The 12,798-nt window shown below is 73.7% G+C and carries 14 protein-coding genes; 4 read left to right on the top strand and 10 right to left on the bottom strand.

The genetic code is table 11. From position 1 onward, the window contains the following. From VFL99_RS17870 to VFL99_RS17860, 3 genes are all read left to right on the top strand, one after another. A partial coding sequence (locus VFL99_RS17870) for an MFS transporter (RefSeq protein WP_325107724.1) occupies positions 1 to 406 on the top strand: 406 nt, incomplete at its 5' end. Between the two features lie 31 nt (positions 407 to 437). Beyond that, entirely contained in the window at positions 438 to 818 is a 381-nt protein-coding gene (locus tag VFL99_RS17865) for a cupin domain-containing protein (protein ID WP_325107723.1), read from the top strand. After that, the gene (locus VFL99_RS17860; protein WP_325107722.1) at positions 811 to 1,944 is read left to right on the top strand and encodes an adenosine deaminase; all 1,134 of its coding nucleotides are present in this window, start codon (positions 811 to 813) and stop codon (positions 1,942 to 1,944) included. Before VFL99_RS17865 ends, VFL99_RS17860 begins: the two co-directional genes overlap by 8 nt. Before the next feature lie 21 nt (positions 1,945 to 1,965). Here VFL99_RS17860 and VFL99_RS17855 read toward each other — a convergent pair whose 3' ends face one another. After that, the gene (locus VFL99_RS17855) at positions 1,966 to 2,115 is read right to left on the bottom strand and encodes a hypothetical protein (protein WP_325107721.1); all 150 of its coding nucleotides are present in this window, start codon (positions 2,113 to 2,115) and stop codon (positions 1,966 to 1,968) included. Between the two features lie 43 nt (positions 2,116 to 2,158). Then, positions 2,159 to 2,974 carry an RDD family protein gene (locus tag VFL99_RS17850; RefSeq protein WP_325107720.1) on the bottom strand — a complete coding sequence of 272 codons (816 nt, stop codon included), beginning with the start codon at positions 2,972 to 2,974 and terminating at the stop codon, positions 2,159 to 2,161. 62 nt (positions 2,975 to 3,036) lie between these two features. Between VFL99_RS17850 and VFL99_RS17845 the strand changes: the two genes are divergently transcribed. Beyond that, entirely contained in the window at positions 3,037 to 4,032 is a 996-nt protein-coding gene (locus VFL99_RS17845) for a stage II sporulation protein M (protein WP_325107719.1), read from the top strand. 35 nt (positions 4,033 to 4,067) lie between these two features. Here the strand turns inward: VFL99_RS17845 and VFL99_RS17840 are convergent, their stop codons facing one another. From VFL99_RS17840 to VFL99_RS17805, 8 genes are all read right to left on the bottom strand, one after another. After that, on the bottom strand, positions 4,068 to 5,360 hold the full coding sequence (locus tag VFL99_RS17840) for a DUF58 domain-containing protein (RefSeq protein ID WP_325107718.1): 1,293 nt from the start codon (positions 5,358 to 5,360) through the stop codon (positions 4,068 to 4,070). 112 nt (positions 5,361 to 5,472) lie between these two features. Beyond that, a complete protein-coding gene (locus tag VFL99_RS17835; RefSeq protein ID WP_325107717.1) occupies positions 5,473 to 6,498 on the bottom strand; it encodes an AAA family ATPase in 1,026 nt (341 codons plus the stop codon). Further along, complete coding sequence (locus tag VFL99_RS17830) at positions 6,495 to 7,718, bottom strand: DUF4350 domain-containing protein (RefSeq protein ID WP_325107716.1); 1,224 nt, start codon at positions 7,716 to 7,718, stop codon at positions 6,495 to 6,497. The genes VFL99_RS17835 and VFL99_RS17830 overlap by 4 nt, the downstream gene beginning before the upstream one ends. Next, positions 7,715 to 8,437 (bottom strand): DUF4129 domain-containing protein, encoded by a 723-nt coding sequence (locus VFL99_RS17825; RefSeq protein ID WP_325107715.1) that lies wholly within the window; start codon positions 8,435 to 8,437, stop codon positions 7,715 to 7,717. Before VFL99_RS17825 ends, VFL99_RS17830 begins: the two co-directional genes overlap by 4 nt. 5 nt (positions 8,438 to 8,442) lie before the next feature. After that, the gene (locus VFL99_RS17820) at positions 8,443 to 9,564 is read right to left on the bottom strand and encodes a hypothetical protein (RefSeq protein ID WP_325107714.1); all 1,122 of its coding nucleotides are present in this window, start codon (positions 9,562 to 9,564) and stop codon (positions 8,443 to 8,445) included. A 53-nt stretch (positions 9,565 to 9,617) separates the two neighbouring features. Continuing rightward, the gene (locus VFL99_RS17815) at positions 9,618 to 10,268 is read right to left on the bottom strand and encodes a uridine kinase family protein (protein WP_325107713.1); all 651 of its coding nucleotides are present in this window, start codon (positions 10,266 to 10,268) and stop codon (positions 9,618 to 9,620) included. A 25-nt stretch (positions 10,269 to 10,293) separates the two neighbouring features. Then, entirely contained in the window at positions 10,294 to 11,277 is a 984-nt protein-coding gene (locus VFL99_RS17810; RefSeq protein ID WP_325107712.1) for an aldehyde dehydrogenase family protein, read from the bottom strand. Further along, positions 11,274 to 12,719, bottom strand: coding sequence for an aldehyde dehydrogenase family protein (locus tag VFL99_RS17805; RefSeq protein WP_325107711.1), 1,446 nt, complete (start codon positions 12,717 to 12,719; stop codon positions 11,274 to 11,276). The genes VFL99_RS17810 and VFL99_RS17805 overlap by 4 nt, the downstream gene beginning before the upstream one ends. Between the last annotated feature and the right edge of the window lie 79 nt (positions 12,720 to 12,798).

Here is a 12,798-nt window from a genome sequence, read left to right as displayed (position 1 = left end):
CGCCCTCTGTGCGGGCACGTGGTCGCTCTCCTGGGCGGTGATCGCGCTGTCGGGAGCGGTCGACGGCTGGCTCACCGTGGCGCTGGTCGTCGCGGGGCTCGGCTTCTTCGGCCTCGGCGAGACGTTGTGGGCGCCGCTGGCCCCCGCGGTCGTCAACGACCTCGCGCCCGAGCACCTGCGCGGTCGCTACAACGCGCTGCTGGGCATGTCGTGGACGGTGGCCATGATCATCGGCCCGGCGCTCGCCGGCCTGTTGATCGGTCACGGACGGGCCGATGTCTGGGTGGTGTGCACGGTCGGCGGCACCGCGCTGGGGGCGGTGCTGTTCTGGCGGCTGCGCCACCACCTGACACCGGCGCAGGACGGCGTCGAGGTCGAGCCGGCGTCGGTCGACCTCGCCGCCTGACGGTCCACCCCGGCGGCGCTACGGTGGCGGCATGCCACAGTTCATTGCGAACCCGACCCGCATCCCCGTGCAGCCACCTGGTAGCGGCAAGATCATCGACGAGCACGTCGGCCGGGTGAACACCGGCACGGAGGCCGTCTCGGTCGCCCACATGGTCGCCCCGCCCGGTTGGGAGGAGCCGCACCAGCAGCCGCGGTTCGACGAGATCACGCTGGTGCTCAAGGGCAGCGTGATCGTCGAGCACGAGGGCGGGCCGACGACCGTGAGCGCCGGGCAGTCGATCATCACCAGCGCCGGCGAGCGGATCCGCTACCGCTGCGGCGAGGACGGCGCCGAGTACGTCGCGGTGTGCCTGCCGGCGTTCAGCCCGGAAGCGGTCGGTCGTGAGGAGGAGGTCGATGCCGGTGCCTGAGCCTGAGGCACGCGAGGAGGAGCTGCGCCGCCTGCCGAAGGTCCTGCTGCACGACCACCTCGACGGTGGGCTCCGCCCGCAGACCATCGTCGAGCTCGCCCAGGAGGTCGGTTACGACGGCCTGCCGACGACCGACTCCGGTGAGCTCGGCCTGTGGTTTCGCGAGTCGGCGGACTCCGGGTCGCTGGAGCGCTACCTGGAGACCTTCGAGCACACGCTCGCGGTGATGCAGACGGTCGAGGGCCTGCGGCGGGTCGCCCGTGAGTGCGCCCAGGACCTGGCCGCGGACGGCGTGGTGTATGCCGAGGTCCGCTATGCCCCCGAGCAGCACCTGACCCGCGGCCTGACGCTGGGAGAGGTCATCGACGCCGTCAACGCCGGCTTCCGGGAGGGCGAGCGGCTGGCGGCCGAGGCGGGCCACCGCATCCGCGTGACCTCCCTGCTGACGGCCATGCGGCACGCGGCCAAGAGCACCGAGATCGCCCAACTGGTGGTGGAGTACCGCGACCGCGAGGTGGTCGGCTTCGACATCGCCGGCGCCGAGGCCGGGTTCCCACCCACTCGACACCTCGACGCGTTCGAGTACCTGCGCCGCCAGAATGCCCACTTCACCATCCACGCCGGCGAGGCCTTCGGCCTGCCGAGCATCTGGGAGGCGATCCAGTGGTGCGGTGCCGACCGGCTCGGCCACGGGGTGCGGATCGTCGACGACCTCCGGGTCGACGGAGAGCCGTATGCCGCGGACGTCGCCCGGGCGAGCGCCGCGAAGCCCGACGACGTCACGCTCGGCCTCCTCGCGGCATACGTCCGGGACCGGAGGATCCCGCTGGAGATGTGCCCGAGCAGCAACGTGCAGACGGGGGCGGCGAGAGCCATTGCCACGCACCCGATCTCGCTGCTCAAGCGGTTGAAGTTCCGCGTCACGGTCAACACCGACAACCGGTTGATGAGTGGCACCTCGATGAGCCGCGAGCTGGCCCTGCTGCGCGACGACTGCGGCTGGTCGCTGGAGGACTTCCGGTGGGTCACCGTCAACGCGATGAAGTCGGCGTTCCTGCCGTTCGACGAGCGGCTGGCGCTGATCGAGGACGTCGTCAAGCCCGGCTACGCCCAAGTACTCGCGTAGCCGGGGCCTTCCGCGGCAGTGCTAGGGACCGGGCGGTGGTGGGGGCCGGTGCTCGACCGGCACCGGCTTGGCCCTCGTCGCGTGGAGGACCAGCACCACGCTGACCACCACGGCGGCCACGACCAGCAGGCCGATGACCGGCAGCAGCACCAGCCAGAGAGACATCGCCATGCCGCCCTCCTCAGGGGCCGTACGTGGTGTCAGTGTAGGCACCTCAGAGCGCGGACTCGCTGCTGAACCGGCGACGCAGCTCGGCCTCGCGGCGCAGCCGGTCGGCGTCCCGTCGGCGGCGGTCGGCGATGACGGCGGCGATGACGTACTCAGGGTGGGTGCCCGGTGGCGGAGCCGGCGCGACGTCCTTCAGCGTCTGTTCCGCCAGGCGCCGGGCGAGGTCCGCACGCACGGGCGGCGCCAGCGTCTGGGCGCGGCCGAGGAACTGGCGCAGCGACAGCGCGAGCGAGTCCGGGAGCGCAGCGATGTCGGCGTGCTCCGCCCACCCGGCGAGGTGGGGCGGCATCTGCACCGGCATCGGCAGCACCAGCCGCACCCGGTCCCGCACCACGTAGGTGCCGGCCGCCAGGTCACCGAGCCGCTTGCCGCGCTCGCTGATGAGCGCCGACACCAGGGCCGGCACGCCGAGGAAGAGCCAGATCTCGACGACGCCGATGAGGGCGCGAGTCAGGGCGTGGCGGAAGCCGATCGGTCCGGCGTCGTCGCGCACCGTACGCAGGCCGAGGGCCAGCTTGCCGAGCGAACGGCCGTGCAGCAGCGTCTCGAGCGTCACCGGCAGCGCGACGATGGCGAACACGAACGCGAGCAGCATCGCCGAGGCCAGCAGGGCGGAGCTGCCGGGCGACGCCACGACGGCGGCGATCGCGCTCAGGCCCCAGATGAAGACGACGGCGACGATGACGTCGATCAGCCCGGACAGCATCCGCACCGGGAAGGTGGCCGCGGGCAGCTCGATCGCGACGGCTTCGCTCGTGACGAAGTCGTCGTGCCCCACCCCGATCGTCGCGCTGGTCGCCATGACGCGGTCAGTGTATGCCGTGCGCTCACCGCGCTCACCCGTGCTCGCCTACGCTGTGCCGTGTGGATCTTGACGCGTTCGTGAACGCGCACCAGGGGGAGTGGCAACGGCTCGACCAGCTGGTGCGCCAGCGTCGGCTGACCGGTGCCGAGGCCGACGAGGTGCTCGACCTCTACCAGCGGGTGGCCACCCACCTGTCCGTCGTCCGTTCCGCGGCGCCGGACCCGACCCTGGTGGCGTGGCTGTCCTCGATGCTCGCCCGTGCCCGGCAGCGCACGGCGGGCACCCGGTCGCTGTCGTGGCACGATGCCGCGCGCTTCTTCACCGACACCTTCCCGGCCCAGCTGTACCGCACCCGCTGGTGGTGGATCACGACCGCGCTCATCAACGTCGTGACGGCCTTCGTCATCGGCGCATGGTTCCTGGCCCACCCGCAGGTGGAGAGCGCGCTGCTGTCGCCGCAGGAGGTCAAGCAGCTGGTCAACTCCGACTTCGCCAACTACTACACGGAGTTCGCCGCCTCCGACTTCGCCTTCCGCGTCTGGACCAACAACGTCTGGGTGTCGGCGCTGTGCATCGCGTTCGGCATCCTCGGCGTCCCGGTCGTCTACCTGCTCTGGCAGAACATCCTGAACGTGGCGCTGTCCGGCGCCATCCTCACCCACCACGGCCGGGCCGGGTTGTTCTTCGGGCTGATCCTGCCGCACGGGATCCTCGAGCTGACCGCGGTGTTCGTGGCTGCGGCGACCGGGCTGCGCCTGTTCTGGTCGTGGATCGAGCCGGGGCCGAGGACGCGGTCGCAGTCGCTGGCCGCCGAGGGCCGTTCGGCGATGAGCACCGCCCTCGGGCTCATCGTCGTGCTCGGGGTCTCCGGCATCATCGAGGCGTTCGTGACGCCGTCCGGGCTACCGACGTGGGCGCGGATCGGCATTGGCGTGGTAGCCGAGATCGCCTTCCTGACCTACGTGTTCACCGCCGGCCGGTGGGCCGCGCGCCGGGGCGCCACCGGGGACGTGAGCGCTCGCGACGCCGGAGACGCGGCGCCCGTCGCCGCCTGACTCCAGTCAGAGCGGGCCCTGACGCCGGACCACTGTCAGAGCAGGCCCTGGCTCTTGAGCAGCAGGTAGTGGTCGGCCAGGCGCACCGGCAGGTCTTCCGGGTCGGCGTCCAGGACCTCGACCCCCATGCGCCGCAACGTCTCCGCGGTCCGCTGACGCAGCGCGACCGTCCGCTCGGCGGCGGCCGCGTCGTAGACCTCCCGCACCCCGGAGCGGTCTGCCGCCATCGGCGCGAGCGCCGGGTCCGCGACGGACGCGAGCACCACCCGGTGCTGGTGGGCCAGGGCCGGCAGCACCGGCAGCAGCCCCTCCTCGACGGCGGCCGGCTCCAGCGGCGTCAGCAGCACCACGAGCGCCCGCTGCCGGGACAGCCCGGTCACGGCCCCGGCCAGCAGCGGCCAGTCGGCCTCCAGCAGCGCCGGCTCCAGCGGCGCCATGCCGCTCACCAGGTCGTTGAGGAGCTCGGTGCGGCTCGCGCCGGAGACCCGCGCCCGGATCCGGCGGTCCCCGGCGAGCAGGTCGACGCGGTCGCCGGCCCGGCTGGCGAGTGCGGCCAGCAGCAGCGCCGCGTCCATGGCCGCATCGAGCCGGGGCATGTCACCGACGCGCGCGGCCGCGACCCGCGAGGTGTCCAGCACCAGGAGGACGCGCCGGTCCCGCTCGGGCTGCCACGTGCGGACCACCACGTTGGTGCGCCGGGCGGTCGCGCGCCAGTCGATGCTGCGCACGTCGTCGCCCTCGACGTAGTCGCGCAGGGAGTCGAACTCCGTGCCCTGCCCCCTCGTGCGCACCGCCGAGCGTCCGTCGAGCTGGCGCAGCATCGCCAGGCGGCTGGGCAGGTGCTTGCGGGAGCTGAACGGCGGCAGGGCCCGGATGTGCCCCGGCACGTCCAGCGAGCGCTGTCGTGCCGCGAGGCCGAGCGGTCCGAGGCTGCGCACGGTCACCGTGTCGGCGAGTCGGTCGCCGCGCCGGGTCGGGGTCAGCAGCGTGACCAGCCGGCGCCGCTCCCCGCCGGGCAGGACCACGCGGTGCCGGTCGCCGACCGCGCCGGCCGACGGCTGCCAGGCGTCGCGCACCAGCCCGTGGAAGCGCCGGGCGGTCGGGTTGCTCACCAGGAGGACACTGCGCCCGGAGTCCCCGAGCCGCACCTGTCCGGGCGGCTCGCGGTGGATCTCCAGGCGCCGCGGGCTCAGCGCGAGCAGCACGTCGAGCCCGACCGCGACGATGACCACGAGCCACCAGAGCCGCACCGTCGTCGCGCTCGGCCAGACCACCGTCGGGAGGAGACCCAGCAGCAGGAGTATGACGGCACGCCCGGTCAGTGCCACGGCTCACCTGCGGCAGCAACGCGTCGGGGCAGCCGAGGTGCGCGACCCGGCATACCGCTCCCGACCGGACACGCGCGGCTGGTGGGAGCAGGACGGCTGGTGGGCACGGCCCTCACCGCGGGACGGGCACCGAGGCGAGCGCGCTGTCCAGCACGGAGGAGACGTGCACACCCTCCAGCTCCGCCTCGGGCCGCAGGGTCAGCCGGTGCCCGAGGGTGGCGTGGGCCAGCGCCTTGACGTCGTCCGGGGTCACGAAGGCCCGGCCGTTGAGCCAGGCCCACGCCCGGCTCGTTGCCAGCAGCGCGGTGGCACCGCGCGGGCTCACCCCGAGGGCCAGCGACGGCGAGGAGCGGGTGGCGCGGGCGATGTCGACGATGTAGCCGGCGATCTCCGGGGACACGCTCACGCTGCGCACCGCCGCGGTGCCCGCCGCCAGGTCGGCCGGCCCGGCCACCGCGCGGACCCCGGCCGCCGCGAGGTCGCGCGGGTCGAACCCGGCGGCGTGCCGCAGGAGCACCTGCTGCTCGTCCTCCCGCGGCGGCAGCGGCAGCACCACCTTGAGCAGGAACCGGTCCAGCTGCGCCTCGGGCAGGGGGTAGGTCCCTTCGTACTCGACCGGGTTCTGCGTCGCGGCGACGAGGAACGGGTCGGGCACCCGGTGCGGGCGGCCGTCGATCGAGACCTGCCGCTCCTCCATGGCCTCCAGCAGCGCGGACTGGGTCTTCGGCGGGGTCCGGTTGATCTCGTCGGCGAGCAGCAGGTTGGTGAAGACCGGTCCCTCCCGGAAGGAGAACTCGGCCGTGCGCTGGTCGTAGACCAGCGACCCGGTGAGGTCACCGGGCATCAGGTCGGGCGTGAACTGCACCCGCTTGGTGTCGACGTCGAGCGCCGCCGCGAGCGAGCGCACCAGCAGCGTCTTGGCCACGCCCGGCACCCCCTCGAGCAGGATGTGCCCGCGGGCGAGCAGGGCGATGATGATGCCGGAGACGGCGGCGTCCTGCCCGACGACGGCCTTGGCGACCTCGTGGCGGACCGCGAGCAGCGCCCGCCGTGCGTGGTCGGCACCGGCGGTGTCGGTGCCCGTCGCGTCGGTCACGGAGTCGCCGGCGGGGCCGGTGCGGTCATCGGTCTCGGTCATCGGCGGCGTACCTCTTCCTCGAGTCGGGCCAGCTCCCTGGCCAGGTTCAGCATGGTGGCATCGTCGGCCACCGGTGGCGGTGGGGTGCCCTCGGCCGGTGGCCTGCCCAGCAGGTGCGCGACGGCGGCCGTATGGCGGCCTGTTGCCTTCGCGACCGCGCTGGCCAGCGCTTCGGGAGACGAGCCGGGAGGCAGGCCCAGCCGGGCGGTGAGGCGGCGGCGGGTGGCGGCCTGCAGGACGGCGAGGGTCCGGTCGCGGTCGCGGGCCTTGCGGTAGAGCCGGCCCCGGCTCTCGGTCGTCTCGGTGGCACGCACGACGACGGGGAGCGGCTCGGTGACCAGCCGGCCCAGCCGGCGCCCGCGCCAGAGGATCAGCACCAGGGCGGCGGAGCCGAGCAGCAGCAGGGCGGGGGTGAACCAGGCCGGGACGATGGTGGACACGGCGCTCTGGTCGGTGGCGCTGATGTCCTCGACGTTCGCGACGTACCAGACCAGCCGAGGGGAGTGCCCGAGCGCGCGGACCGCCACCCCGGCGTGGTCGGCCCGGGTGATGGTGCCGTTGGTCAGCAGGTCGGTGCTGCCGAGCAGAACCGCCTGCGGGCGCTGGTCGGTGGCGGGGACGGTGACGACGCTGCCGCCCGTGCCGCCGGGGCCGGGGAAGCAGACCTCGGCAGGGGCGCCGGGGTCCGGGACGTAGGTGGACCGGGTGCCGGTGATCCGGTCGCCGCGCCGCACGTCACCCGTCGCGCAGTGCGCCGTGGTGGGCTGGGCGGTGCCCGGGCCGCGCTCCACGGGCAGCGCGAAGCCGCGGATGGCGGCGCGACCGGGCTGGACCAGGACGATCCGGTCGCTGTGGGCGGCGGCCCGCCGCGCGGTCCGCGCCGTGTGCGCGGACAACTGCTCGGTGTCCGTGACCACCAGTGTCGTCCCGGGGCCGGGATCGGCGGCCAGCAGCTGCCGCTGGGAGCGCACCACCGTGACCTGCACGCCGTGGTCGCGCAGCACCTGCACGAGGGCGTGGGTGCCGTGGGGCTGCACGTTGTCGGGGTCGAGGGCCGCGCTGTTGCGCTGCTGGCCGAGGGCGATGAGGGTGAGCGCGGCCGCCACGACCAGGACGGCCACCCCCCACAGGACCGGGGCGCGCCAGCGGCGCCCGGCACGGGAGCGGGAGGGCGCGGGCCCGGGCTCGGTGGGCCGATCGAGGGTCGCCGGCGCACTCACCGCGGCCCCCTCGGCGGGGCGACGTCCGCCGGCTGCCCGGTCACGGGGTCGGCCCCGCCGGCGCCCGGAGCCGTACCGTCGCCCGCGCCCGGTCGACGGGGCCGGGTGCCGGCGAGTTGCTCATCCAGCCACTGCATCCACTGGGCCGCTTCGCGATCCACGTGCGTGTCGCCATACCGCACCGCGTCGAAGAGGTCGGCCGCCCGGGTGAGGTCGGCCGTGTGCTGGGGGAACGGGTCGGTCAGGGCGAGCCCCACCTCGTGCGCGGTCTGGCCGGGGGCCTCGTCCAGCAGGGTGCGGTCGGTGGCGGCCTTGGTGAGGGCGCGGAAGGCGTCGAGCAGGGCCGCGTCGGCCCGGCCCTCGGCGAGCGCGCGGCGGGCCCGGTCGCGGTAGTCGGCGGCGTTCAGGGTCGGGTCGCTGAGCACGGCACCCGGCCCTGAGGGCGCGCGGCGCTCGCGGCGGATGCGGGGCAGCACCCAGGCCAGCAGGGCGACCACGACGACGGCGAGGGCGACGGTCACTACCACCGAGACCGGGTTGGGGGTGGCGGGCAGCTCCGTGGACCGGTTGAACAGGTTGGCGAACCACTCGGCGATGCGGTCGAGGAACGTGTTGCCCTGGTGGTACTCCGCATGGGCGAGCTCGCGCTCCAGCCACTGCCGCGCCTGGTCGGAGGACGGTCCGAGCGGGGGGCCGTCGGCGGTGGGGCGGGCGAGCATGCCGGTCAGGCGCGGGTCCGGGCCTGCGCCGCCCGCACGAGCGTGACGTCGAGGGCCTCCCGGCGGATGCGCTGGTCGACGTAGAGCAGGCAGGTCACCGCAGCCGCGAAGGGCGTCATGATCGCCGCGGTGATCAGCTGGGCGAGATGGCTGAGGAAGAGCTGGACGACCATCAGCGTGTCCGGGTCGAGGCCGGTGGCCATGAGCACGACCGGGCCGATCATGGTGAACGGCGCCGCGAGGATCGAGGAGGCGATGCCGACCACGAGCATCGTCAGCAGGTTGATGCCCAGGATCCGCCAGAAGTCGGCGCCGCTGCTGAGCCGCCAGCCGCGACGCAGGCTGCGGCCGATGCCGGTCCGCTCGAGCACGAGCGCCGGACCGGCGAGGCAGGTGCGGGTCTGCAGCCACAGCAGGCCCACCAGGGTGAGCCCGACCGCGACGAGCAGCAGGCCGATGCCGCTGCCGAGGTTGTCGTGGGCGATCAGCACGATCGGCCCGACGAACAGGGCCGCGACGACGACGCCGGCGACGAGCGCGATGAGCAGGTTGAGGCCGATCAGCGGCAGCAGCCGGCCGCGGGTGCGCCGCCAGGTCTGCCCGAGGTCGGCGCGCCGGCCGAGCACCGCCTCGCTGACCACGTAGACCAGCAGGCCGGTCAGGATGACCGTGGCGGCCTGCACGGCGATCGCCTGACCGAAGGTGCCGAACAGGGCGGCGATGTCGCTGCCGCCGGAGCCGCTGTCGCGGGAGACCAGCCAGCCGGTGATGAGCGCCGAGGGGATGAGGAACGCCGCGGCCACCAGCGCGGACAGGCCGATCGTGGCGCGCGGGTTGCGGCGGACGGTCTTCACCGCGCCGTCGTAGATGTCGCCGAGGCGCAGGGCACGCAGCGGGATGACGCCCGGCTTGTGCGCGAGGAACAGCGACTCGGCGCCGGGGCCGCCCGGGGGCGGTCCGGCTGGGGCGGGCGTTCCGGCATACCGCGGACCGCTCGGAGGTGGGCCGCCCGGGGGCGGGGCGGCACTTGGCGGTGGGGCGCTGCCGGGCGCGGGGGAGAGGCTGCTGCCGCGCGGGGGTACCGACCCGGGCGGCGGTGTCGCCCCCGGCGGCGGGTATGCCGTCACGATCCTGATCCCCCAAACTCACGGCGCCGTGTGTCGCGCTTGCTGCGAGAAATCTAACGTGTCGCGGCGTGTTCCGGTGCCGTCGGGCAGCCGGCGAGCCGCTCGATGAGGGCCTCGGCCTCGTGCCCGGTGAGCGGGGTGGCGCCCAGGGCCCGCTGCTCGGCGACGATCTGCGGCTCAGCACGCGCGAGCCGCAGCCCGCGCCGCCAGAGCACGAGCGGGGGCTTGCGGTGCTCGCTGAGGTCGCGCAGCAGCCGCCGCCAGAAGGTCAGCCACCGGTTGTTGCGCACGCAACAGGCGGCCGCGAGCAGGCCATGGTTGCGCAGCTCCTCGACCACCTGGGCGGCGAAGATGCCCTCGGCGAGGATCCAGCTGCCGCGAGGTGCCTCGATCGGGCGGTGGCCGACGCGGCGTGACGTGGCGATGTCGTAGTCGGGCACGTCCACCCGGCCGGTCCAGGCCAGCGTCTCCAGGGCATCGACGGCGGCGGCGCGGTCCCAGGACCGTGGGTCGTCCCAGTCGGGGATGCCCTCCATGGCCTGGTCGAGCATCGGCAGGTCGGGGTCGCCGACCTCGCGGTAGAAGTCGTCGAGCCGGACGATCGGCCAGCCGTGCCGCTTCGACAACCGGCGGGCGAGACGGGACTTGCCGGCCCCGCTGGGTCCGCAGAGGACAACCACCTTCGACTGGCCCGGATCCTTCACGGAAGGCCAGTCTACGGCGCCGGGGTCAGCGGCCCTTGGGGTGCCAGACCGTCTTGGTCTCGAGGAACGCGCGGATCCGGGCCAGGTCGGGTGCGGCGGTGAAGTCCGGCTCGACCGCCTCGGCGCCGTCGCCCCCGGGGCGCAGGACGCGCTTGAGGCTGTCGGCGGCGGACCGCTCCAGCTCGCCCCAGTCGACGCCGTCCGCACCGGCCACCCCGGTGAGGTCGAGGGCGTTGACGTCCTGGTGCGAGGCCAGCCACGGCGCGACCTCGGCGGTCCTGCCGGTCAGCACGTTGACCACGCCGCCGGGCACGTCGGAGGTGGCGAGCACCTCGGTCAGCGTGATCGCCGGCAGCGGGCGGTCCTGGCTGGCCAGGACGACGGCCACGTTGCCGGAGACGATGACGGGGGCCAGCACCGAGACCAGCCCGAGCAGCGAGGACCGCTGCGGCGCCAGCACGGCCACGACCCCGGTGGGCTCGGGGGCGGAGATGTCGAAGTACGGCCCCGCGACCGGGTTGAGGTTGCCCAGGACTTGGGCGATCTTGTCCGACCACCCGGCATACCAGACCCACCGGTCGATGGACTGGTCCACGACGGCCTCGGCACGCGCGCGGGTCAGCCCCTCGGCCGCGGTGACCTCCGTGACGAACTGCTCCCGGCGGCCCTCCATCAGCTCGGCGACCCGGTAGAGCACCTGCCCCCGGTTGTATGCCGTGGCGCCGGCCCAGCCTGCCCACGCCGCCCGTGCTGCCTTGACGGCGTCGCGCGCGTCCTTGCGCGAGCCCATGGCCGCGTTGGCGAGGAACTGCGGGCTGCGGCCGGCCGAGAACACCTCGTAGGAGCGGCCGGACTCGCTGCGCGGGAACGCGCCACCGACGTAGAGCTTGTAGGTCTTGCGGACGTCGAGCCGGGCGCGCGCGGTGGCCCGGCCCCGGGTGCCGGCCGAGCCCCGTCCGCTGCCGCCGCTTCCGTGCCGGCCGCTCGTCGCCCTGCTGGTCTCGGTCATCGGGTCCCTCCCGTGGTCACGTAGGCCTCCAGGCCGTGTCGGCCGCCCTCGCGGCCGTAGCCGGACTCCTTGTAGCCGCCGAACGGCGAGGTCGGGTCGAAGCGGTTGAACGTGTTGGCCCAGACCACGCCGGCGCGCAGCTGGTCGGCCATCCACAGGATCCGCGAGCCCTTCTCGGTCCACACCCCCGCCGAGAGGCCGTAGGGCGTGTTGTTCGCCTTGGCCACGGCCTCCTGCGGCGTGCGGAAGGTCAGCACCGACAGGACGGGGCCGAAGATCTCCTCGCGGGCGATCCGCTGGGTCTGCGAGACATCGGTGAACACCGTGGGCGCGAACCAGAACCCGCGCTCCGGCAGCTCGCACGGCGGGCTCCACCGGGTCGCTCCCTCGGCCTCGCCGACCTCGCTGAGCTCCTTGATCTTCGCCAGCTGCGCCGCGGAGTTGATCGCGCCGATGTCGGTGTTCTTGTCGAGCGGGTCACCCACGCGGAGCGTGCCGAGCCGGCGCTTGAGTCGCCGGATGACGTCGTCGGCGATGGATTCCTGCACCAGCAGCCGGGATCCGGCGCAGCAGACGTGCCCCTGGTTGAAGAAGATCCCGTTGACGATGCCCTCGATCGCCTGGTCGATGGCCGCGTCCTCGAAGACGATGTTGGCCGCCTTGCCGCCGAGCTCCAACGTCACCCGCTTGCGGGTCCCGGCGATCGTGCGGGCGATCTGCTTGCCCACGTCCGTCGAGCCGGTGAACGCGATCTTGTCCACGTCCGGGTGCTCGACGATCGCCTGCCCGGTGCCGCCGGCGCCGGTGACGATGTTGACGACGCCCGGTGGCAGGTCGGCCTGCTGGCAGATCTGCGCGAACAGCAGCGCGGTCAGCGGGGTGGTCTCGGCCGGCTTGAGCACCACCGTGTTGCCGGTCGCCAGCGCCGGGGCGATCTTCCACGACAGCATGAGCAGCGGGAAGTTCCACGGGATGACCTGGCCCACGACACCGAGCGGGCGCACGTCCGGTGCGAGCCCGGCATACTCCAGCTTGTCCGCCCACCCGGCGTGGTAGAAGAAGTGCGCCGCCGCGGTCGGGATGTCGACGTCGCGGGACTCCTTGATCGGCTTGCCGTTGTCGAGCGACTCGAGCACGGCGATCTCGCGGGCGCGCTCCTGGATGATCCGGGCGATCCGGAAGAGGTACTTGGCCCGCTCGGCGCCGGACATCCGGCTCCACGAGCGGAACGCCCGCCGGGCTGCCTTCACGGCCGCATCGACGTCGGCCTCGTCGGCCTCGACGACCTCGGCGAGGACCTCCTCGGTGCTCGGGCTGATCGTCTTGAAGGGCGTGCCGTGGCCGTCGACGAACTCGCCGTCGATGAACAGGCCGTACGACGGCGACAGGTCGACGATCGCGCGGGACTCCGGAGCGGGGGCGTAGTCGAAGGGAGTGCTCATGGCCTCAGTCCAGGGTGAGGTAGTCGGGGCCCGGGTAGCGCGCGGCTCCCTCGGCGGCGTAGCGGATCTTGGTGCGTTG

The sequence above is a fragment of the Segeticoccus sp. genome (assembly GCF_035708005.1).
The sequence above is the reverse complement of the archived record's forward strand: the minus strand, read 5'-3'. Positions and strand labels throughout refer to the sequence as shown.